The sequence below is a fragment of the Mycobacterium sp. RTGN6 genome, from assembly GCF_033804605.1.
GTDB lineage: Bacteria > Actinomycetota > Actinomycetes > Mycobacteriales > Mycobacteriaceae > Mycobacterium.
In genome coordinates this window covers 158,249-179,849 of the sequence record NZ_JAPZKZ010000009.1, presented here as the reverse complement: position 1 = coordinate 179,849, position 21,601 = coordinate 158,249, and the positions used below count along the sequence as shown (strand labels likewise).

Here is a 21,601-nt window from a genome sequence, read left to right as displayed (position 1 = left end):
TTCAGCGGGTATGGATGTGGACCTCGCAGTTGAGCGAGGCCTCCAACGCGGTGTGCACCCGGCTCTCCGGCATCCGCTCGAGGTCGGCCGTGCGCAGCGTCACGTGGATGACGTCCCAACCCTCGTCGCCGGGAATTCGTTCGATCTCGCCGTCCAGCCCCAAGCCGGCCAGCACCCCGTGCGCGTCGTCATCGGTGCCCCTGCTCACGTAGGTGAGCACACCCGCCGTAGGGGTGGCACCGAAGGTGCCGAAGGCGTTGGCGCACAACTCGACTGCGGCGTGCTCGAGCTGGTCGGGATCGTCACCGGCGATGAGCACCTCGACCTGCCTGCGGCCTGCGGGCATGGCCGCGAGCTCGGCCTCGACCACGTCGACGCCCGCGGCGTCGGCCAACCCGACGAGGGCCGCCATGCCGTCCTTTAACTGTGCGGCCGTGAGCTTTGCCGTCGGATCGACGTCGACCCGTACCACCGCAGTTCTCATGCCCGCCAGCCTATCCGCGGGTAGGAAGGCACCAACATGAACACGTCCGCGATCACACCGGCCGACGCGCTGGTGATCGCCGCCTGGCCAGGCACCACGCCGCGGCTGCTGCGGTTTACTCCTGGCGTCGAGGACTACGCCGAGTACGCCGGGAGCGGCGGCTATCAGGCGCTCGACGAGCCCGACCGACTGCTCGACGAGGTCGAGCGCAGTGGGCTGTTGGGCCGCGGTGGCGCGGCATTCCCGCTCGCCGTCAAACTCCGCACGGTGCGAGACGCCGGCCGGGCCGGTGGTCACACCGTCGTGCTCGCCAATGGCGAGGAGGGCGAACCCGCGTCCGTCAAGGACAAGTGGCTGCTGCGCAACCGTCCGCACCTGGTGCTCGACGGGGTCCGGCTGGCCGCCCGCGTCGTCGGCGCCAAGCGCGCCGTGGTCTACGTCTCGGATCCCGTTGCGGCCCAAGCTCTTGACCTGGCCTTGGCGGCCGCGAACCTCGAGCTGTCGATCGGGGTGATGACGGTCGAGGCCGGCTACGTCGCAGGCGAGGAGACCGCCGCCGTCCGCGCGGTCAACGGCGGACCAGCGAAACCCACCGACAAGCCACCCAGGCCATTCCAAGTGGGGGTCGACGGCCAGCCGACACTCGTCAGCAACGTCGAGACGCTGGCCAACCTGCCGTTCGTGCTGCGCCACGGCGGTACAGAGTTCCGCGCCGTCGGTACGCAGGCATCGCCTGGAACGTTCCTCGCCACGGTGACGGGCGCCGGCCGACCGCCCGCCCTCTACGAACTGCCGCACGGCGTGACGTTCACCGACCTCCTTGCGCTGCACGGTGTTTCGTCCGACCAGGTTCACGGCGCCTTAATGGGCGGATACTTCGCCGGGTTGATCAACCGCTCCATCTTGGACGCCACCCTGGATCACGAGACGCTGCGCGAGCTCGGCACCGCACTCGGATGTGGGGCCGTCGCCATCCTGACCGAGGACTGCCCCGTCGCGGTCGCCGCAGCGGTCATGGCCTACTTCGACCGCGAGAACGCGGGCCAGTGCGGGTCGTGCTTCAACGGCACCGCGGCGATGTCGGCTGTCACGTCCGCACTCCGCGACGGCGTGGCAGGAGAGGAGGATCTGGCCCGACTCGAGCGGTGGTCGGTGGTGCTGCGCGGGCGCGGCGCCTGTGCCACCCTCGACGCCGCGACCAACATCGCGACAAGCCTGCTCAAGCAGTACCCGGAATTGGTCGCCAGCCACCTGACCGGGGCGTGCGACTCGTGCCGCGCGAGTGCGTTCAGCGCCTTGCGGCCCTATGAGGTGGAGGCGGTCTCGTGAGCGAGCAGATGAAGATCAAGTTGGACCGCACGATGTGCGACGGCTTCGGCGTCTGCGCAAAGCATGCGCCTGAGTACTTTTCGCTCGACGACTGGGGCTACGCGTCGCTGATCGGCGACGGAACCGTCCCCGAGGCCGACCGCGACGCGGTGATGCGGGCGCTGCTCGACTGTCCGGTGCACGCCATCATCGAACTGCACCCGGCCACCCCCGAACGAGCGGGACACTGACGTGGACGTGCCCGGCCGCCCACTGCCGCAGCTCACCGCCCAGAACGAGTTCTTCTGGACGTCCGGAGCCGATGGTCAGCTCCGTATCCAGGAGTGCCTGAGCTGCCAAGCGTTGATCCATCCGCCCGCTCCCATATGCCGCTACTGCCGGGCGACCAAGATGGGCGTGCGCGTCGTCTCCGGCAAGGCCACCCTCGCTGGGCTGACGGTCAACCACCGGTTCGGCTTTCCCGACCTGCCTCCGCCCTACGTGGTGGCCGAGGTCGCCATCGCCGAGGATCCCCGAGTTCGGTTGACCACCAACATCATCGACTGCGACCCCGACGAGCTCGAACTGGGCCAACCCGTCGAGGTCGCGTTCCAGCAGCTCGAGGACGTCTGGCTACCGGTGTTCAAGAAGGCCGCCGACGCGGCTGCGCCTACCGCCATGCCCGAAGACCTGATCCCGCCAGAACAGTTCGCCAAGTACGTCCGGCCGATGCTCACCAAGGAGAAGTTCGAGGACCACTCGGCGATCACCGGCATCGGCATGTCGAAGATCGGCCGCAGGCAGATGGTGCCGCCGCTGTCGCTGACCATCGAAGCCTGTGAGCAGGCTGTCGCCGACGCAGGCCTGACGTTCGACGACATCGACGGGCTTTCGACCTATCCGGGGCTCGACATGATGGGGATGGGTGAAGGGGGCGTCAGCGCGCTGGAGGGTGCCCTCGGGCTGCGGCCGACGTGGATCAACGGCGGCATGGACACCTTCGGCCCTGGCGGTTCGGTGATCGCGGCGATGATGGCCGTCGCCACCGGGATGGCCCGCCACGTGCTGTGCTTCCGCACGCTGTGGGAGGCGACGTTCGGCCAACTGGTCAAGGAGGGCAAGATGTCCCCTCCAATGGGCGCCCGGACCACCAGCTTTCAACACCCGTTCGGCGCAACGTCGGCGGCACACGTGTTGGCGCAGAACGCGAGTCGACACTTCCACCGCTACGGCACCACGCGCGAGACGCTCGGCTGGATCGCATTGAACCAGCGCGCGAACGCCGCGCTCAATCCGACGGCGATCTATCGCGACCCGATGACGATGGACGACTACATGTCCGCGCGGATGATCACCACGCCGTTCGGGCTCTACGACTGCGACGTGCCGTGCGACGGCGCCGTCGCGGTCATCGTGTCGGCCGTCGACGTCGCGCGCGATATGGCCAAGCCGCCCGTCCTGTTCGAGGCCGTCGGCACGCAGATCATCGAGCGGCTCGACTGGGACCAGACCACGCTCACGCACGAGCCGCAGGTGCTGGGCCAGAGCGCTCACATGTGGTCGCGAACGTCATTGCAGCCCAGCGACGTCCACGTCGCGGAGCTATACGACGGGTTCACCTTCAATTGTCTTTCGTGGCTCGAGGGGCTGGGCTTCTGCGGCATCGGAGAGGCCAAGGACTTCCTCGACGGCGGTAAGAACATCGCGCGCGACGGCGTGATTCCGCTGAACACCCACGGCGGCCAGCTGTCCCACGGCCGCACCCACGGCATGGGCCTGATCCACGAGGCGGTCACCCAGCTGCGGGGCGAGGCGGGCGAGCGGCAGGTTGCCGGCGCCCGAGTCGCGGTCACCAGCAGCGGCGGTCTGACCCCCAGCGGCGTGATGCTCTTGCGGTCGGACGCGTGAGCCCCGACCCCCGCCCGCGCGTCGTCATGGTCGACGGCGTGCCGATGTCTGCGCTCGTCGCCGCGGTCGACGATCCGCGCGCGGTAATCGTCGCCGTCCACGGCGGCGCGACGTCGTCGGCGTACTTCGACTGTCCTGGTCACCCTCGACTGTCGTTGTTGCGCTTAGCCGCAACGCAGGGCTTCACGGTGATCGCCCTCGACCGACCGGGCTACGGAGCCTCGGCGCTCTACCAGGACGAGCTGGCGGATTCCGAGCGGCGGGTGGCGCTCGCGTACGGCGCGGTGGACAAGATCCTCGGCGACGGACCCCGCGGCAGCGGACACTTCCTGGTCGCGCACTCGGCGGGCTGCGAGCTGGCGTTGCGGATGGCGGTCAGCGACCGCGGCGGGCTGCTGGGTGTCGAGTTGGCCGGCACCGGGTTGCGCTACAGCCCCGAAGCCAAGGCCATCATCAGCGAGGCCACCACCACCTTGCGCCCGGCCGGGCTACGCGAGCTGCTCTGGCACCCCACCGCGCTCTATCCCCCCGAGGTGTTGACCGGTGGGCTCTCCGCGCAGGGCGTGGCCTACGAAGCGGGCGTGACGGCGAACTGGGCGCGGAGTGACTTCCCCGCCGTCGCCGCCCAGGTGCGGGTGCCCGTCGAGTTCAGCGCGGCCGACCACGAGCGCGTCTGGGAGTCGACGCCCGAGGCGCTCGCCTCGATCACCGCGTTGTTCACCGCGTCACCGCGGGTCGTGGTCAACGAAATGACGAGCAGCGGACACAATCTCAGCGTCGGCCTTACCGCAGACGAGTACCACCGACGGGTGTTGTCCTTCATCGAGGAATGCATCGCTGCCCAGGAGCGCAGCGATGAAACGAGCATGGAAGCGGAGGCAGGTTGATGCGGGTCGGATTCATCGGATTGGGCAGTCAGGGCGGCCCGATGGCACGCCGGATCGTCGAGGGCGGGTACGACCTCACGCTGTGGGCGCGCAGGCCCGCGTCGGTGGAGCCGTACGCCGACACCGCCGCGAAGGTCGCCGCGACGCCGGCCGAACTGGGCGCGGCGAGCGACCTCGTGTGCCTGTGCGTGGTGGGCGACGACGACGTACGGCAGGTGCTCGCGGGCGACACCGGAGTGCTGGCCGGTATGCAGCCGGGCGGCGTCATCGCCATTCACAGCACGGTGCACCCCGACACGTGCCGCGAGCTCGCGGAACTGGCTGCCGAACACGGTGTTTCGCTGATCGACGCGCCGGTCAGCGGCGGCGCCCCGGCCGTCGAGGAAGGCACGCTGATGGTCATGGTCGGCGGCGAGGAGGCGATCGTCGAGAAGTGCCGGCCGGTGTTTGCGACCTACTCCGACGCGATCGTGCACCTCGGCGGACTGGGCGCCGGTCAGGTCGCCAAGATCCTCAACAACCTGCAATTCAGCGCCAACCTCGGCAGCGCGATGAGCACGCTGGAGTTGGGGGACGCGCTCGGCATCCCCCGCGACCGGCTCTGCCAGGTGCTCAATCGCGGTTCAGCAACCAGCAAGGCGATCTCCAGCATCACCGTGTTCGGCGGCTCCCTCGAGGGGCTTGCCCCGATTGCAGGTGCGTTGCTGCAGAAGGACGTTCGGCACGCCGCCAGCCTCGCCGAGCACGCGTCGTCCCCGGAGGGATCGGTGTTCACAGCGGCGGACACGGCACTGGAGTCGATGGACCACCCGAGGTGACGAGCGACCATCTCCCTCTCGCCGAAAGTACGGTTGTTGACGGCCTTACTCGCGATTTGCGTACAACAACCGTACGTTCGGCGTCGCGATGAGGGTCGGGTTCGTCGGCGCGGGCCGCATGGGCGCTCCGATGGTGCGTCGGCTCGTCGACGCCGGTCACGAGATCAGGGTGCTCGGCCGCACCGACGAGGCGCGACAGGCGGTCACCGAACTCGGTGCCACCGCCGTCGCCGAACTCGCTGATGCGGCGGAGCAGGCCGACGTTGTCGTCGTGTGTGTCTTCACCGACGATCAGGTGAAGCGCGTGTGCTTCGACGACGGTCTGCTCGCGGCGATGCCTTCGGGCTCCACGCTGGTGCTGCACACCACCGGCAGCCCCCGCACTGCCGAGGCGATCGCCGCGGAGGCGCCGCACGTCGCCATCGTCGACGCACCCGTGAGCGGCGGGCCGCACGACATCGCGGCGGGCCGCATCGCGCTGTTCGTCGGTGGCGACGACGACGCGGTCGCCGGCGTACGGCCCGTCCTGAGCGCCTACGGAGACCCGGTCCTTCACGTCGGTCCGCTCGGCAGCGGACAGAAGGTCAAGCTCATCAACAACGTGCTGTTCGCCGCGCAACTCGGGCTGCTCTCCGAGGCGTCCCGGCTCGCCACCGGGCTGGGAGTCGACGAGTCCGCGCTGCTCGAAGCAGTTGCACACGGCAGCGGTGCGAGCCGCGCGCTCGGCCTGGTCGCCAACGCCGGATCGGTCGCCACGTTCGTCTCCGCCGTCGGCGAGTTCATCGGAAAGGACGTCGCCGTGGCGCGCGCGACGGTCGCCGAGCTCGGGGCCGAACTCGGCGCCCTCGATGAGGTCGTCAGCGCCGGAATTCGGCCAGAGAACTGAGCTGGATTTACCGTTTCGAAAGCTTCCGGTAAGGCATACTATGAGCGTTACATATGAACCGTCTCGCGTAACGCGCACCCCCGGTCGCTAGCCCCGCCGCGAAAGAGGAGCCCATGACCAAGCCCAAGGTCAAATTCAGCCCGGTATCACCCGAGTACTTCGCGAACCCCTACGAGGTGTACCAGCGGATGCGCGACGATGCGCCGCTCTACTACGACGAGGAAGAGGACTTCTACGCCCTCACCAGGCACGAGGACGTGGCGGCCGCGTTCAAGGATCACGAGGCGTTCTCGTCGGCCCGCGGTTGCGATTTGGGCATGGTGCGCACCGGAGAGGTGCCGCAGAAGTCGATCATCTTCATGGATCCGCCCGACCACCGGCACATGCGCAGCCTGCTCAACAAGGCGTTCACTCCGCGCGCGATCCAGTCGCAGAAGGAGACGGTCGTCGAGATCATCGAGCACTACCTCGGCATGGTCGACCCGGACAACTTCGACGTCGTCCAGGACTTCTCCGGTCCGTTCCCCGTCGAGGTCATCACCCGGATGGCCGGCGTGCCAGAGGACTTCCGCCAGCAGGTCCGGCATTGGATCGACACGAGCCTGCACCGCAAGCCGGGCCAGATCGACATAGACGACGACAACATGCAGGCCAACATCGACTCGGGGATCTACTACTACGGCCTGGTGGTGGAGCGCAGGGAGAATCCTCAGGACGACATGATCAGCCGGCTCATCGCCGCCGAGATACCCGACGAGCACGGCAACCTGCGCAAGCTCGATGACATCGAGATCACCGGATTCACAACGCTATTGGGCGGCGCGGGCGCGGAGACCGTCACCAAGTTGGTCGGCAGCGCGGTGGTGGAGTTCGCCCGGCATCCCGAGCAGTGGCAGAAGCTGCTCGACGACCGCAGCAAGATCCCGGCCGCCGTCGAGGAACTGCTGCGCTACGTCGGCCCGGTTCAGTACAACGTGCGCTACTCCCTAAAGGACGTGGAGGTGCCCAGCGGCACCATCCCTGCGAACAAGCCCGTCTTCCTGATGGGCGCGTCGGCCAACCGCGATCCCCGCGCCTTCGACGACGGCGAGACGTTCGACATCGACCGCGATCGCAACCAGGCGCAGAACCTCGGGCTCGGATACGGCATCCACAGCTGCCTCGGTGCGGCACTCGCCCGGATGGAAAGCGCGATCGCGCTCGAGTACCTGCTGGACTTCATGCCGCGCTACGAGGTCGACTTCGACGGCTTGGAGCGCGTCAACATGCAGAACGTCGCCGGGTATCACCATGTCCCGGTGAAGGTTTTGAGGTGACCATGACGCAGAAGATCCATGTCGACTTCGGCCTGTGCGAGAGCAACGGGGTGTGCATGGGCATCATCCCCGAGGTCTTCGATCTCGACGACGAGGACTACCTGCACGTGCTGAAAGAAGAAGTGACTCCGGACAACGAGCAGCTGATCAAGGAGTCCGTGCGGCAATGCCCGCGCCAAGCCATCGCCATCGTCGACGAGTGAGCCGCTAGCCCCCGCGAGCGCGCGTGTCGGCCCGCGACACGCCGGGCCACAGCGGCACTTTGCGCACGCTCGCGCTGGGTCAGAAGCCCGACAGGATGACGCCGTTGCACTCCGCGGCGCCTTGGCGGACCTTGGCAGCGGCCTGGTAGGCGTCCGAGTAGTACCACTCCTTGGCCGCGTCCACCGATTCGAACTCGAGCACGACGGTCTGGGTGGCACTCCACTCACCCTCGATCACCGTTGGGTTCTGGTCGACGGACAGAATCGTCGCGCCGCCCATGGCCTTCATCGCCAGCTTGCCGTACTCGGCCATGCCGGCCGGATCCTTGATGTCCTCGGTGATGACCACATACCCTTTGGGCACGACTGAATCTCCTTGTTGTTGAAGCGGTTTGAGTCAAACCTCGTGGATGGCGCGTTCGGGGCAGTTGTCGATGGCCTCGCGCACGGCGCCCTCCAACTCGGCGGGCACCTCCCCCGGATCGGCGACGGCCCAGCCGTCGTCCGTCATTTCGAATACTTCGGGACAACACGTCAGGCACATGCCATGGCCCCGGCAATTGTCCTCGTCGACAGTGACCTTCATCGGGCCTCGCTCGGCTCGCGCGCGTCGTTGAGGTCGAACTCGAGGTGCAGTTCGGTGAGCCCGCGCAGGATGAACGTCGGGATGTAGTTGTAGTCGCGGTTGCCTGCCGGACCGTGCTTCTCCTCCGAGATCTTGATGTCCGACGTCCGGTCGAGCAATCGCTCCAGACCGACGCGGGTCTCCGCCCGGGCCAGCGGGGCGCCGGGGCAGCTGTGGATGCCCCGGCCGAAGGCGAGGTGCTGACGGGCGTTCTTGCGGGCCGGGTCGAACGAGTTGGGCTCGTCGAAGCGACGCGGATCGCGGTTGGCCGCGCCGTTGAGCACCATGACGGTGGTGCCCGCGCCCAGCTGGTGATCGCCGACGGTGACCGGCGTGCGCGACAGTCGGAAGTCACCCTTGACCGGGCTTTCGTAGCGCAGCGCCTCCTCGATGAAGTTCGGGAGCAGGCTCCGGTCGGCACGCACCTGCGCCTGGATCTCGGGCTGATCGCCGAGCACCTTCAGCGCCGTCCCGAGCAGGCGGACCGTGGTCTCCTGGCCCGCCGAGAAGACGTTGGTCGCAACGCGTGCGACGTCACCGGGGGTTGGCGTGGTGCCGTCGGGGAAGAGCGCAGTGGCCAACCCGGTCAGGATGTCCTCGCGGGGGTTGCGACGACGGTCCTCGACGTACTCCTCGAACTGGCCGTAGAGGAACTCCAGCGGCGAGTGCGACAGCGATTCCTTGCTGGTGCTGCCGACGCCGCCGCCCGAATTCCGAGCGATGCCGTCGACGAACGCGGTGCGGTCCTCGGGCGGGATGCCGAGCAGATCGGCGATCACCAACAGCGTGAACGGGCTCGCGAAACCCTTGATGAACTCCCCCTTGCCCGGCGCGAGGAACTCATCGAGCACCCCGTCGGCGAGCTCCCACATGGCGTCCTCGTTCTCCTTGAGGCGCTTCGGAGTGATCAGCCGCATCATCAGCGAGCGATGGTTGGTGTGGACTGGCGGGTCCAAGGTGGGCAGCTGATCGCTGAACGGCAACTCGTCGCGGTGCTTCTCGATCAAGTCGGTGACGTCGTCACCCTCGAGTGGCACCGGGAAGCCGGGAAACGGTCCGGTCACCGAGGTACACGAGGAGAACGTCTTCTCGTCGTTGTAGACCGCGACGGCTTCCTCCCAGCCGGTCACCATGGTGACGCCGTAGTGGTCCTCGGGCTCGACCGGGCACTTGTCGCGCAGCGCGTTGAAGTACGGATACGGGTCGTCAACCAGCCGCGGGTCCCTGAACCAGTCGATGCCGGCGGGGTCGATCGCCATCTACAACTCCATCCCTGACGCCACACCCAATGAGAATGTGCCTCTCATAGTTGAGTATTACATTTCCATAGCGCTCCTTCGGCGTCAACGAGGGCGAGAGGGTAATCACTCTGCTCAACGCATGTGATCGAGCCAAAGCCTGCCGATCTTGGAGAATTGCATTCTCGCGGGCCGTCGCTCGCCCGGCTCGAATCTCGGTACCACCGGCAATACTCGGGTCCGTCCAAGTTAGTTTTACTCTGGTCAACTAACTCGCACTCCGCTAAGGTGCCCTTATGCGTGCCGCCGACGACACCAAAGCTGCTGACCGTGGTCAGCGGAGGGCGTCCTTTCAGCGGGCCAGGTCGACCGAGACCAAGCGCATGCTGGTTCAGGCCGCGATGGCACTGTGGCGCACCAACGGCTACGCCACCACCACCGTGGCAGACATCTGCACCGCGGCGGGCGTTTCCAAGGCGCTCTTCTACTTCTACTTTCCCCGCAAGGAGGACGTGCTCTTCGAGGTCGGCGTCATGTCCACGATCTCGGCGCACCGCACCATCCACCACCTGCTGGCCAAGCCGTACGAGATCGAGGCCGTCATCGCCGCCGCGCTGACGACGTTCGAGCAGTCGATGGCGCGCAACCCCAGAGAACTCGTCATCGAAACCATCCTCGAGGGCTACCGCCACGAGCACCGCATCCTCGCCGAGGGCACTCCCCCCGACGTCGACGCCGACATGTTCACCGAACTCTGCACGCGGGCTCAAGTCGACGGCAAGCTCGCCGACGGTGTCGACGTCGCACACCTCGCCTACCTCGCGCAGACCTTCGTGAGTGAGGGCGCCCGGCACTGGGCGGCAGGCGCGTTCGGCGACCGCTCGTTCGCCGACGTCGTCACGGCGGACATCTGCACCTTGATCAATGGATATGCACAACAACCACGCCAGTAACGGCAAGGAGGCCGCATGTGGGATTTCGAGACCGACCCGCAGTACCAGGAGTTGCTGGACTGGGCGGATGCATTCGTGCGAGACGAGGTCGAGCCGCTCGACCTGATCTGGCCGCACCTGCAGTTCACCCCATTGACAGAGACGCGACGCAAGGTGGTCGACCCGCTCAAGGAGCAGGTGCGTCAAAAGGGGCTGTGGGCAACGCATCTCGGACCCGAGCTCGGCGGGCAGGGGTACGGCCAGCTGAAACTCGCACTGCTCAACGAGATCCTCGGCCGCTCACAGTGGGCGCCGATCATCTTTGGCTGTCAAGCCCCCGACACCGGCAACGCGGAGATCATCGCGCACTACGGCACGCCCGAGCAGAAGGAGCGCTACCTGCGGCCGCTGCTCGACGGCGAACTGTTCTCCAGCTACTCGATGACCGAGCCGCAGGGCGGCGCGGACCCCACGCAGTTCACCACCAGCGCCACGCGTGACGGCGACGATTGGGTGATCAACGGCTGGAAGTACTTCTCCTCCAACGCCAATACCGCGTCGTTCCTGATCGTCATGGTGGTGACCAACCCCGACGTCAGTGCCTACCAAGGCATGTCGATGTTCCTGCTGCCCACCGACACCCCCGGGGTCGATATCGTGCGCAATGTCGGGCTGCACGGCGAGCGCGACAACGAGGGCAGCCACGCGCTGATCCACTACGACAATGTGCGCGTGCCGAATTCGGCGCTGCTGGGTGGCGAGGGGCAGGCCTTCGTCATCGCGCAGACCCGGCTCGGCGGCGGGCGAATCCACCACGCGATGCGCACCATCGGCTTGGCCCAGAAGGCGATCGACATGATGTGCGAGCGCGTGCTGAGCCGGACGACGGCAGGCAGCCTGCTCGCAGACAAGCAGACCGTGCAGGGCTACATCGCGGACTCGTACGCCCAACTCAAGCAGTTCCGGCTCTTCGTGCTGTACACCGCGTGGGAGATCGACAAGTACAACGACTACAAGAAGGTTCGCAAGGACATCGCCACGGCCAAGGTCGTCATGCCAACGGTTCTTCACGACATCGCCTGGCGGGCAATGCAAGTGCACGGCGCGTTAGGCGTCACCAACGAGATGCCGTTCCTTGGGATGGTCACCGGCGCCGCCGTGATGGGGCTGGCCGACGGGCCCACCGAGGTGCACAAGACGACGGTCGCCAAGCAGGTGCTGCGCGACTACAAGGCCACTGACGACGTCTGGCCGTCGGAGTGGCTGCCCCGAAAGCGCGACGCCGCAAAGGCCAGGTTTGCCGAGTTCCTCGAGCTCGAGGTGGGCAACCAGTGAGCGAACCGGAACTGGATACCGCGCGGCTCGCCGAGTGGATGGACGGCGCGGCGCTGCCGGGCAAGGGCGAACCCCTGGCGGCACGCTTCCTGTCCGGCGGCACGCAGAACGTCATCTACGAACTCGTCCGCGGCGACGCGCGCTGCGTCATCCGCATGCCACCGCCAGGCGCACCCCCCGACCGCGACAAGGGCATCCTGCGCGAGTGGCGCATCATCGAGGCGCTCGACGGCACCGAGGTGCCGCACACCGAGGCGATCGGCGTGTGCGACGACGCGAGCGTACTCGGCCGCCCGTTCTATCTGATGGGCTTCGTCGACGGCTGGTCGCCGATGGATCAGCATGGGAAGTGGGCCGAGCCGTTTCAGAGCGAGCTCGACACCCGCCCGGGGCTGAGTTATCAACTGGCCGAGGGCATCGCACTGCTGTCGAAGGTGGACTGGAAGGCCAAGGGGCTGGCCGACCTTGGCCGCCCGGACGGCTTCCACGAACGTCAGGTCGACCGGTGGATCGGCTTTCTCGAGCGGATCAAGAACCGCGACCTGCCCGGGCTGCAAGCGGCCACCGACTGGCTGCGCGCGCACAAGCCGCTCGACTTCATCCCTGGCCTGATGCATGGCGACTATCAGTTCGCCAACGTCATGTACCGGCACGGCGCGCCTGCCCAGTTGGCGGCCATCGTCGACTGGGAGATGGGCACCGTCGGCGACCCGAAGCTCGACCTGGGCTGGATGGTGCAATCCTGGCCCAGCGACGACGGTGCGTCCGGCGAGATGAGCTACGTCGACATGCGCGGAATGCCAACGCGCGACCAGGTGGTCGCGCACTACGCCGAGGTGTCCGGGCGACAGGTCGACGACTTGGACTACTACCTAGTGCTGGCCAAGTGGAAGCTGGCGATCGTGCTGGAGCAGGGTTTCCAGCGTGCGGGCAACGACGAGAAGCTGCTGGCCTTCGGACCGGTCGTCACCGACCTGATGGCGTCCGCCGCGGAACTCGCCGAGACCACGGACTACCGGGGCTAGCCGCCGATGCACGCTGCGGTCTGCCCCGAGTATGGGCCGCCGGAGGTCATCCGCGTGACGGAGCATCCGGTGCCCGCGGCGGCACCCGGACAAGTCGGCGTGCGGGTGCAGGCTGCGGCGGTCAACTTCCCCGACGTGCTGCTGGTGGCCAATCAGTACCAGCTGAACGTCCCGCCGCCGTTCGTGCCGGGCAGCGAGTTCGCGGGCGTCGTCGACGAAGTCGGCGATGAGGCAACGGGTTTCGCAGTCGGCGACCGGGTAACAGGAACTGGGATGTTCGGTGCGTTCGCCGAAAGAGTCGTGGTTGGTGCGGCGAGCCTGGCGCCTATCCCCGAAGGCGTCGACGCGCCCACCGCGGCCGCGTTCGGGGTCGCCCATCGCACCGCCTATCACACGCTGCGCTCAACTGTTCAGCTGAAGTCGGGCGACGAACTCGTCGTGCTTGGCGCGGGTGGCGGCGTCGGGCTGGCGGCGGTGCAGCTCGGCGTCGCACTGGGAGCCAACGTCACCGCCGTCGCGTCGTCGACCGAAAAGCTGGACGTGGCAGCCAGTTACGGCGCAATGCGGCTGATCAACCACAAAGCAGTCGAGCTCCGAACCGAATTGAAGAGTGCGCTACCCGACGGGGCGGACATCGTCGTCGACCCGGTCGGCGGCGAGCTTTCCGAGCCGGCCTTGCGGTCGCTACGCCGTGGCGGCCGCTTCGTCACCGTCGGCTACGCGTCGGGCGTGATCCCGCGCATTCCCCTGAATCTGGTACTCGTCAAGGGAATCCACGTGCTCGGCTTTCAGTTCCAGGACGTCCCCGTCGGGGAGTTCGAGCGCAACGAGACCGAGCTGCGTGAGCTTCTGGTGTCCGGCCGCGTGGCACCCCACGTCTGCGCGACGTACCCGTTGTCCGAGACGGCCAAGGCGCTGCGCCTCGTCGCCGACGGGAAAGCGATCGGCAAGGTGCTGATCGACCTCAGCTAGCGGGCGTCAGGTCCGCGGCGACCGAAGGCAGCGCGGCAAGGCCACAGCGGAACGTCTCGGTGTCGCCTACGACCTGCAGGTCCGGATCGGCCGCGGCGGCGAGCGCCTGCGCCTTGAAGGCACGGGCGGCCCCACTGAGGTGGTGGTGCACCGAACCGATGCTGCTTCCGAGCTCCTCCGGCCAGTGGTCACCCCACAGCGTCACCTCGGTCATGCCCTGTTCTAGCGCGAACAGCACACCCCGGCGCACCCGTTCGTCGGTCGCGAAGAGGTCGGCGGCCACGGCCACGGTCTGCGGGTGGGGGCGGTCGGCACCTTCCTCGAGCGCGGCCTCCAGGTCGTAGATTTCGACGCCGAGGATCTCGAGGGGCCGCACGTCTTCGCCCGCGGAGATGAGCACGGTGACGTCCCACCCGGCCATCACCCGGTCGACGAGCCAGCCGCCCGCGAACTTGACGACCTCGGGCACGCTGCGTGCCACGACGTCGAGCCGGTACCTCATGTCAGGGCTCGTTCCGACGCCGGTCCCGACGTCGCTTCCGGCTGTGGCGCGAAGTCGCGGGCGAGCGTTTCGCCGTACCCCTTGAACACCTCGGCGAGGGGAATCGAAGGATCGAGTAACCATGCGGTCTCCATTCCATTGACGAAGGCGAGTATCTCGATGGCCTTGATGGCCGGGTCGAAGTCTGTGCGGTAGCGCCCTGCCTGCTGACCGCGCTCGATCAGCCCTGCGACGATCAGGGCGGCCTCGCGCTGCCTGGTGAGCAGCCGGTCGTGGAGAGGGGCGTCGGGCGCGATGTTCTCGATCAGCAACACGGTGAAGGTGCCGACGAGTTCGGGGGCACGATGGAAGCGTTCGGCCACCCGGCAGATCTCGGTGACCAGATCTCCGCTGCGGTCGGCGTGGATGTCGTCGTCGGTGTCGCGTGCGTCGAGCACCGCGTTGAGCAGCTGTTCCTTGGATTCGAAGTGGTGCAGCAGCCCGGCCGGGCTGACTCCGGCCTCCTTCGCGATCTGCGCCAACGACGTGTTGCGCCACCCGTGGCGTGCGAGCAGCCGCTCCGCGACGTCGAGAATCCGCACCTTGCGGTCCTCGCCCTTGGCGAGCAGCGTCGCGTAAGGCCGTGTGTCTGCCACTGAACTCGTCACCGATTCCATTCGTTCCAACCAACCTAGTGAACACACAGTAGGTAGGTTTGCGCCGTGTGACAAGGGTCTCAGTGAACAAAGTTCTTGACGGCCGTCAGGTCCGCTGGTCAACGGCGATTTCGGCGTGAATTCGCTCGCCCAGCGACGGTAAACACGCCGAAATCGCGGGAGGAGGGGAGCTAGAGACCGAGCGACTTCGCGATCATCACCTTCATGACCTCACTGGTGCCTGCGTAGATGCGCGCCACCCGGGCATCGGTGTAGAGCCGGGCGATCGGGTACTCCATCATGTAGCCGTACCCGCCGAACAGTTGCAGGCACCGGTCCACCACCCGCTGCTGCATCTCGGTGCAGAACAGCTTGACCCGTGCGGCGTCCGCCCCGGACAGCTCGCCGTCGACGTGCAGCATGATGGCGCGGTCCAGCATCGCCTGGCCGGCCTCCACGTCCGTCGAGCAGGCGGCGAGTTCGAACTTGGTGTTCTGGAACGACGCCACGGTTTGCCCAAAGGCCTTGCGGTCCTTGGTGTAGTCGATCGCCACCGCGATGGCGGAACGCGCCTGCGCCACCGACCCGACCGCCACGGTCAGCCGTTCCTGCGAGAGGTTGTGCCCGAGGTAACCGAACGCCTCGCCCTCCTCGCCCAGCACGTTGGCCGCCGGTACCCGGACGTCGACGAACGACAACTCGGCGGTGTCCTGCACCTTGCAGCCCATCTTGTCCAGTTCGCGTCCGCGAGTGAAGCCGGGCATGCCGTCCTCGACGACCAAGAGCGTCAATCCCTTTCGGCGATTGTCGGGGTCGGTGGCCGTGCGCGCGACGACGATCACCAGGTCGGCCTGCATGCCGCCGGTGATGAACGTCTTGGCGCCGTTGACGATCCAGCCGTCGCCATCGCGCACCGCGGTGGTACGCATGCCGGCCAGATCCGAACCAGTCCCCGGCTCCGTCATCGCCACCGCGGTCAGCAGCGTGCCCGCGGCCAGGCCCGGGAACCAGCGCTTGCGTTGCTCGGCGTTCGCGTAGTGAAGGAAGTACGGCAGGATGACCTCGAGTTGCGTCCGCACCGTCGACAGCGTGACCAGCGCGCGCGCCGCCTCCTCCTGCATGACGACGTTGAAGCGATAGTCCGGCTCTCCGCCACCGCCGTACTCCTCACCGATGGCCATGCCGAGCATGCCGAGCGAGCCCATCTGCTCGAACACCTCGCGGGGCATGCGGCCGCCCTTCTCCCACTCGGGATAGTGCGGAACCACTTCCTTCTCGACGAAGTCCCGCGCCAACTCGCGGAATGCCTCGTGATCCTCGGTGAACAGGTCGCGGCGCACGGCGCCTCCTTCTTCTCTACGATTCGCTATTCGATGAGTTCGACGAGCGTGGCGTTGGCCGTGCCGCCGCCCTCGCACATGGTCTGCAGCCCATAGCGAATGCCGTTGTCCCGCATGTGATGAATCATCCGCGTCATCAACACGGCGCCGGACGCGCCAAGCGGGTGACCCAGCGCGATGGCGCCCCCGAGCGGGTTGAGCTTGGCCTCGTCGGCCCCCGTCTCCGCCAGCCAGGCCAGCGGTACCGGCGCGAACGCCTCGTTGACCTCGAACACACCGATCTCGTCGAGCGCGACGCCGGCCTTGTGCAACACCTTCTCGGTTGCGGGGATCGGCCCCGTCAGCATCAGCACCGGGTCCGCGCCCGTGACCGCTCCCGCGCGATACCGCACAAGCGGGGTCAAGCCAAGCTGCACTGCGTTCTCCGCGGTCATCACCAGCAGGGCCGCCGCGCCATCGGAGATCTGCGACGAGTTGCCCGCGTGGATCACGCCGTCCTCGGTGAATGCCGGCTTGAGCCCGGCCAACTTCTCGACGGTGGTCCCCCTGCGGATCCCCTCGTCATCCGTGATGACGCCACCATCGACGAAGACCGGCATGATCTGCTCGGTGAACGCACCCGCGTCCTGGGCGGCGGCCGCGCGCTCGTGCGACTGCGCGGAGTACTCGTCGACGCGCGTGCGCGAGAAGTTCCACTTCTGCGCGATCAATTCCGCCGAGATGCCCTGGTTGAACGAGAAACCCTCATAGCGGGCAAGGGCTTTGGGTCCGTACGGCTGGCCCGTCGAACGCGCCGAGCCCAATGGCACCCGGCTCATCACCTCGACGCCTCCGGCCACCACGATGTCCTGCTGCCCGGACATCACGGCCTGCACGGCGAAGTCGAGCGCCTGCTGGCTCGACCCGCACGCCCGGTTCACCGTGATTCCGGGGATGTGCTCGGGCCAGCCTGCGGCGAGCACCGAGTAGCGGCCGATGTTGCTCGACTGGTCACCGACCTGCGAGACGCAACCCCAGATCACGTCATCGATGACGTCGGGATCGACGTTGGTGCGTTCGACGAGCTCGTTGAGCACGAGCGCCGACAGGTCGGCCGCATGCTGATCGGACAATCCGCCGTTGCGCTTTCCGACCGGGGTGCGCACGGCTCCGACGATGACGGTTTCCCGCATTACTTCTGCTCCTTGCCTTGCTCGGCCCTGGGAACTGCCCAAGCCCCAGTGAACTCCGCGTCCCGTTTCGCGGCGAACGCCGCGTAGGCCTCCCCCGAGTCTGCCGTCGCGAAGTTACCCGGCTGCGCCCGGGCTTCGTTGGCCAGCGCTTCACGCAGCGTGGCGTTGGCGCCGTCGTTCAGCAGCGCCTTGCTCTGGGCCAGCGCGAAGGGCGGACCCGCCGCCAGCCGGGACGCGAGGTCGTCGACGAACGCGTCGATCTCGTCGACGGGCTTCACCCAGGTGACGAGCCCGAGCTGGTGCGCCTCCTCGGCGTGGATCATGTCGGCGAGCAGCACCAGCCGCTTGGCCTGCTGCAGTCCGACGAGCTTGGGCAGCAGCCACGACCCACCGAGGTCGACGGACAGCCCACGCTTGCTGAAGATTTGGCAGAACCGCGACTCGGGCGTCGCCACGACCAGGTCGCAGCCCAGGGCCAGATTCCATCCGGCGCCGACGGCGATGCCGGTGACCTTCGCGACGGTCGGCACGGCGAGTTCGTGCAGCGCCAACGCGACGTCGGTGAGCCGCTCCAGCTTGTAGCGCGGATGGATGTCCTCCGGCACCGAGATGTCGGCGCCAGAACAGAACGCGCCGCCCGCACCGGTGAGCACCAGCGCGCGCACGTCGCGGTCGCGTTTGGTGGCGCGCAACGCGTCGGCCAACTCGACCCACAGCTGCGCGTCGAGGGCGTTCTTGCGCTCCGGTCTGTTGAGCGTCAACGTGCGTACGCCGTCGCGGTCCGACGTGATCAACACCTGCTCATTGCTCACGTGTACGCCGGCCCGATCACTCCGTCGGCGCGCAACCGGGCGAGTTCGGCTGCGGTGAGCCCCAATTCGCCAAGCACGGCGTCGGTGTGCTCACCCAGGCCTGGCACGGCGCCCATCGGCTGCTCGAAGTCGCGGATCACCGGTGGCGGCCGCAACGCCTGGATGTCTCCCGCCGACGTGCTGACGGTGCGCCACCGGTCACGGGCGGTCAGTTGCGGGTGCACCACCACCTCGCTTGGCACGTTGTAGCGCGAGTTGCCGATGCCTGCCGCGTCGGCCGTCTTCTGGATGTCCGCGAGATCATGCTGGGCACACCAGGATCCGATCGCCTGGTCAAGCTCGTCACGGTGCGCGCAGCGGTCGGGGTTGGTCGCGAAGCGGGGATCGTCGGCCAGGTCCGGTCGATCGATGATCTCCCTTGCCACCCGTTGCCACTCGCGGTCGTTGGTGGTGCCGAGCACCACGGTCTGGCCGTCGCGCGTCGGGAACGCACCGTACGGCGCGACCGCAGGAGACCCGACTCCAAGCGGCTGCTGATCGATGCCGGAGTGCTGAGTGTAGGTCAGCGCGTAGCCCATGACGTCGGTCATCACGTCGAACAGGCTCAGTTCGACGGACGGTGCCGCGGTCCCCACGGGACGGGCGCCCCTGGCGAACAGCAGCGCCAGGATCGAGATCGCCGCGTACAGCCCGGTGGTGAAGTCGGCCATCGCGGGCCCTGGCTTGGCAGGCATCCCCGGATATCCGGTGATGGCACACGATCCCGACTCCGCTTGCACCAGAAGGTCGTACGCACGCTTGTGCGAGATGGGGCCGCCAGGCCCGTACCCGTCGATCTCGACCGGGATGACGTTGGGGTGGCGCTCGGCGAGGTCTGCGGAAGCGATGCCCATGCGGGCCGTGGAGCCGGGCGCGAGGTTCGACACGAACGCGTCGGCCCGGTCGAGCAGCCGGTGCAGTAGTTCGAGGCCCGCCGGGGACTTGGTGTTCAAGGTGACTGATTCCTTGCCACGGTTGCACCACACGAAGTGGGCCGCGAGGCCACCGGGACCGTTGACCACGTCGTCGTAGTCGCGGGCGAAGTCACCGCCCTTGGGGTTCTCCACCTTGATCACCCGTGCCCCGAAGTCGGCGAGCACCCTGGTGCACATCGGAGCGGCCACCGCCTGCTCCATGGCGACGACGGTGATACCGGCGAGCGGTGCGGCGGCTCCGCCCGTCACATCACCATTCCACCGTCGACGGGCAGTACCTGGCCCGTGATGTACGAGGCGGCATCGGAGGCCATGAAGACGAACGCGCCCGCGACCTCTTCCGGTCCGGCCCACCGCTTCAACGGAATTCGCTGCATCATGTTCGCCGCGAACTTCTCGTTGGTGCGGATGGTCTCCGTCATGGGTGTCGCGGCAAGCGGCGCAAGGGCATTCACCATGATGTTCTTGGACGCGAGCTCGCGTGCCAGCGACTTGGTGAACCCGATCAGTCCTGCCTTGGCGGCCGAGTAGTTGACCTGCCCCAGCGTTCCAGTGAGCCCCGCCGCCGACGTCACGTTGATGATCCGGCCGGTGCCATCGGTCGGCATGTGCGGCAACGCGGCCTGCGTGCAGTGGAAGGTGCCCATGACGTGGATGTCGAACGTGAGTCGGAACGTCTCGTCCGTCAGCTTCGGGAACATGGCGGGCGCCGTCACGCCCGCGTTGTTGACCAGGATGTGCAGTGCTCCCCCACCGAGGCCGGCAGCTTGGGCGGCGGCAGCCTCGGCGTCGGCACGGTCGCTGACGTCCAGTACGCAGCTGTCAGCCTTGCCACCCTCGGTGCGGATGCGTTCTGCCACTGCGGAAGCCGCCGCGGCGTCGATGTCCGTGACGAGCACTGCGGCGCCCGCCTGGGCGAGCGCAGAGGCGACGGCGGCTCCGATGCCTCCGCCCGCGCCGGCGCCGGTGACCATCGCGGCACGGCCGGTCAGATCGAAATACCGGCGGGGCTGGAGCGAAGCGACTCGGGGGGTGGGACTGTCGCTCATCAGTAGCTCCTCGGGAGTCCGAGCACGTGTGAGCCCAAGAAGTTCAGGATCATCTCCTGGCTCACCGGTGCGATCTTCATCAAGCGTGACTCGCGGAAGAAGCGGGAGATGTTGTACTCCTCCGAGTAGCCCATGCCGCCGTGGGTCTGCAGCGCACGGTCGGCGGCGTCGAATCCGGCGTCCGCACAGAGGTACTTGGCCATGTTGGCCTCCCGGCCACACGGCTTTCCGTTGTCGTAGAGCCAGGTGGCCTTGCGCAGGATGAGCTCGGCGGCGTCCAAGCGGGCCAGCGAGTCCGCCAGCGGGAACTGAATGCCCTGGTTCATGCCGATGGGCCGGTCGAACACGACGCGCTCGTTGGCGTACTTCACCGCCCGGTCCAACGCCACCCGGCCGATGCCCAGCGCCTCGGCGGCGATGAGCATCCGTTCCGGGTTCAGGCCGTGCAAGATGTAGCTGAATCCCTTGCCCTCGTCGCCGATTCGGTGCTCGACGGGCACCCGCAGGTCGTCGATGAACAACTCGTTGGAGCTGACGGCGTTGCGGCCCATCTTCTTGATCGGCCGGATATCGACGTGATCGCGGTCGAGATCGGTGAGGAACAGCGACAGCCCGTCCGTCTTCTTGGTCACCTCGTCGTACGGCGTGGTGCGGGTGAGCAGCAGGATCTTCTCGGACTCAAGGGCTTTGGAGATCCACACCTTGCGCCCGTTGACCACGTAATGGTCACCATCCCGCTTGGCGAACGTAGTGATCCGCGACGTATCAAGCCCCGCACCGGGTTCGGTGACGCCGAAGCAGACGTGCAGGTCACCGTTGACGATTCGGGGCAGAGTCTCTGCCTTCATCTCGTCGGAGCCGTACACCACCACGGGCTGCATGCCGAAGATCGACAGATGGATTGCGCTGGCGGCGTTCATCCCGCCACCCGACCGCGCGACCTCTTCGGCCAGGATCGTCGCCTCCGTGATGCCGAGCCCGTGGCCTCCATACTGCTCGGGGATGGTCATCCCGAGCCAGCCGCCGGAGGCGATGGCGTCGTAGAACTCCCGCGGGAACTCGTGGTTGAGGTCGTGCTCCATCCAGTAGTGGTCATCGAACTTGCCCGCCAGTTCAGCGACGGACTGTCGGATCAGTTCCTGATCCTCGCTCAGCTCGAAGCTCATCCCACTGGACACTG

24 protein-coding genes are annotated in these 21,601 nt (G+C 67.2%); 12 read left to right on the top strand and 12 right to left on the bottom strand.

Annotated features, from left to right (window positions below; all coding sequences use genetic code 11):
* Window position 1: 1 nt before the first annotated feature.
* A complete protein-coding gene (locus SLQ33_RS22480; RefSeq protein ID WP_319456090.1) occupies window positions 2–484 on the bottom strand; it encodes a hypothetical protein in 483 nt (160 codons plus the stop codon).
* Window positions 485–520: 36 nt separating this feature from the next.
* On the opposite strand from SLQ33_RS22480, the gene SLQ33_RS22475 reads away from it, so the two are divergent.
* The 8 genes from SLQ33_RS22475 to SLQ33_RS22440 all read left to right on the top strand — a co-directional run bounded on the left by SLQ33_RS22475 (window position 521) and on the right by SLQ33_RS22440 (window position 7,810).
* A complete protein-coding gene (locus SLQ33_RS22475) occupies window positions 521–1,813 on the top strand; it encodes an NADH-ubiquinone oxidoreductase-F iron-sulfur binding region domain-containing protein (RefSeq protein ID WP_319456089.1) in 1,293 nt (430 codons plus the stop codon).
* A gap of 8 nt (window positions 1,814–1,821) precedes the next feature.
* Window positions 1,822–2,043, top strand: coding sequence for a ferredoxin (locus tag SLQ33_RS22470; RefSeq protein WP_413467707.1), 222 nt, complete (start codon window positions 1,822–1,824; stop codon window positions 2,041–2,043).
* A gap of 1 nt (window position 2,044) precedes the next feature.
* On the top strand, window positions 2,045–3,700 hold the full coding sequence (locus SLQ33_RS22465) for a thiolase C-terminal domain-containing protein (protein ID WP_319456088.1): 1,656 nt from the start codon (window positions 2,045–2,047) through the stop codon (window positions 3,698–3,700).
* Between the two features lie 26 nt (window positions 3,701–3,726).
* The gene (locus SLQ33_RS22460; protein ID WP_319456247.1) at window positions 3,727–4,587 is read left to right on the top strand and encodes an alpha/beta hydrolase; all 861 of its coding nucleotides are present in this window, start codon (window positions 3,727–3,729) and stop codon (window positions 4,585–4,587) included.
* On the top strand, window positions 4,587–5,405 hold the full coding sequence (locus SLQ33_RS22455; RefSeq protein WP_319456087.1) for an NAD(P)-dependent oxidoreductase: 819 nt from the start codon (window positions 4,587–4,589) through the stop codon (window positions 5,403–5,405). The genes SLQ33_RS22460 and SLQ33_RS22455 overlap by 1 nt, the downstream gene beginning before the upstream one ends.
* A gap of 88 nt (window positions 5,406–5,493) precedes the next feature.
* On the top strand, window positions 5,494–6,291 hold the full coding sequence (locus SLQ33_RS22450) for an NAD(P)-dependent oxidoreductase (RefSeq protein WP_319456086.1): 798 nt from the start codon (window positions 5,494–5,496) through the stop codon (window positions 6,289–6,291).
* A gap of 113 nt (window positions 6,292–6,404) precedes the next feature.
* Window positions 6,405–7,607: a cytochrome P450 gene (locus SLQ33_RS22445; protein ID WP_319456085.1), complete on the top strand. Its 1,203-nt coding sequence runs from the start codon at window positions 6,405–6,407 to the stop codon at window positions 7,605–7,607.
* Between the two features lie 2 nt (window positions 7,608–7,609).
* On the top strand, window positions 7,610–7,810 hold the full coding sequence (locus SLQ33_RS22440) for a ferredoxin (RefSeq protein ID WP_319456246.1): 201 nt from the start codon (window positions 7,610–7,612) through the stop codon (window positions 7,808–7,810).
* A gap of 79 nt (window positions 7,811–7,889) precedes the next feature.
* On the opposite strand, the gene SLQ33_RS22435 is transcribed toward SLQ33_RS22440, so the two are convergent.
* From SLQ33_RS22435 to SLQ33_RS22425, 3 genes are read right to left on the bottom strand one after another with little or no spacing between them, the layout of a single operon-like run.
* Complete coding sequence (locus tag SLQ33_RS22435; protein ID WP_319456084.1) at window positions 7,890–8,174, bottom strand: DUF1330 domain-containing protein; 285 nt, start codon at window positions 8,172–8,174, stop codon at window positions 7,890–7,892.
* A gap of 33 nt (window positions 8,175–8,207) precedes the next feature.
* A complete protein-coding gene (locus tag SLQ33_RS22430) occupies window positions 8,208–8,396 on the bottom strand; it encodes a ferredoxin (RefSeq protein WP_319456083.1) in 189 nt (62 codons plus the stop codon).
* Entirely contained in the window at window positions 8,393–9,694 is a 1,302-nt protein-coding gene (locus tag SLQ33_RS22425) for a cytochrome P450 (protein ID WP_319456082.1), read from the bottom strand. The genes SLQ33_RS22430 and SLQ33_RS22425 overlap by 4 nt, the downstream gene beginning before the upstream one ends.
* A 275-nt stretch (window positions 9,695–9,969) precedes the next feature.
* Here SLQ33_RS22425 and SLQ33_RS22420 point away from each other — a divergent pair, with 275 nt between their 5' ends.
* From SLQ33_RS22420 to SLQ33_RS22405, 4 genes are read left to right on the top strand one after another with little or no spacing between them, the layout of a single operon-like run.
* Window positions 9,970–10,626: a TetR/AcrR family transcriptional regulator gene (locus tag SLQ33_RS22420; RefSeq protein WP_319456081.1), complete on the top strand. Its 657-nt coding sequence runs from the start codon at window positions 9,970–9,972 to the stop codon at window positions 10,624–10,626.
* 15 nt (window positions 10,627–10,641) lie between these two features.
* Window positions 10,642–11,940 carry an acyl-CoA dehydrogenase family protein gene (locus tag SLQ33_RS22415; RefSeq protein ID WP_319456080.1) on the top strand — a complete coding sequence of 433 codons (1,299 nt, stop codon included), beginning with the start codon at window positions 10,642–10,644 and terminating at the stop codon, window positions 11,938–11,940.
* 38 nt (window positions 11,941–11,978) lie between these two features.
* Entirely contained in the window at window positions 11,979–12,965 is a 987-nt protein-coding gene (locus SLQ33_RS22410; protein WP_413467706.1) for a phosphotransferase family protein, read from the top strand.
* Between the two features lie 6 nt (window positions 12,966–12,971).
* Window positions 12,972–13,937, top strand: coding sequence for an NADPH:quinone oxidoreductase family protein (locus SLQ33_RS22405; protein WP_319456078.1), 966 nt, complete (start codon window positions 12,972–12,974; stop codon window positions 13,935–13,937).
* Here the strand turns inward: SLQ33_RS22405 and SLQ33_RS22400 are convergent.
* The 8 genes from SLQ33_RS22400 to SLQ33_RS22365 form a co-directional block, all read right to left on the bottom strand.
* Window positions 13,930–14,439 carry a hypothetical protein gene (locus SLQ33_RS22400; RefSeq protein ID WP_319456077.1) on the bottom strand — a complete coding sequence of 170 codons (510 nt, stop codon included), beginning with the start codon at window positions 14,437–14,439 and terminating at the stop codon, window positions 13,930–13,932. The two genes, SLQ33_RS22405 and SLQ33_RS22400, sit on opposite strands and share 8 nt — an antisense overlap.
* Window positions 14,436–15,074: a TetR/AcrR family transcriptional regulator gene (locus SLQ33_RS22395; RefSeq protein WP_319456076.1), complete on the bottom strand. Its 639-nt coding sequence runs from the start codon at window positions 15,072–15,074 to the stop codon at window positions 14,436–14,438. Before SLQ33_RS22395 ends, SLQ33_RS22400 begins: the two co-directional genes overlap by 4 nt.
* 191 nt (window positions 15,075–15,265) lie before the next feature.
* Window positions 15,266–16,414 carry an acyl-CoA dehydrogenase family protein gene (locus SLQ33_RS22390; RefSeq protein ID WP_319456075.1) on the bottom strand — a complete coding sequence of 383 codons (1,149 nt, stop codon included), beginning with the start codon at window positions 16,412–16,414 and terminating at the stop codon, window positions 15,266–15,268.
* A gap of 26 nt (window positions 16,415–16,440) precedes the next feature.
* On the bottom strand, window positions 16,441–17,586 hold the full coding sequence (locus tag SLQ33_RS22385) for a thiolase family protein (protein WP_319456074.1): 1,146 nt from the start codon (window positions 17,584–17,586) through the stop codon (window positions 16,441–16,443).
* Entirely contained in the window at window positions 17,586–18,398 is an 813-nt protein-coding gene (locus SLQ33_RS22380; protein ID WP_319456073.1) for an enoyl-CoA hydratase/isomerase family protein, read from the bottom strand. Before SLQ33_RS22380 ends, SLQ33_RS22385 begins: the two co-directional genes overlap by 1 nt.
* Entirely contained in the window at window positions 18,395–19,621 is a 1,227-nt protein-coding gene (locus SLQ33_RS22375) for a CaiB/BaiF CoA-transferase family protein (RefSeq protein ID WP_319456072.1), read from the bottom strand. Before SLQ33_RS22375 ends, SLQ33_RS22380 begins: the two co-directional genes overlap by 4 nt.
* On the bottom strand, window positions 19,618–20,421 hold the full coding sequence (locus SLQ33_RS22370) for an SDR family NAD(P)-dependent oxidoreductase (protein ID WP_319456071.1): 804 nt from the start codon (window positions 20,419–20,421) through the stop codon (window positions 19,618–19,620). Before SLQ33_RS22370 ends, SLQ33_RS22375 begins: the two co-directional genes overlap by 4 nt.
* Window positions 20,421–21,587 (bottom strand): acyl-CoA dehydrogenase family protein, encoded by a 1,167-nt coding sequence (locus SLQ33_RS22365; RefSeq protein ID WP_319456245.1) that lies wholly within the window; start codon window positions 21,585–21,587, stop codon window positions 20,421–20,423. The genes SLQ33_RS22370 and SLQ33_RS22365 overlap by 1 nt, the downstream gene beginning before the upstream one ends.
* Window positions 21,588–21,601: the final 14 nt, after the last annotated feature.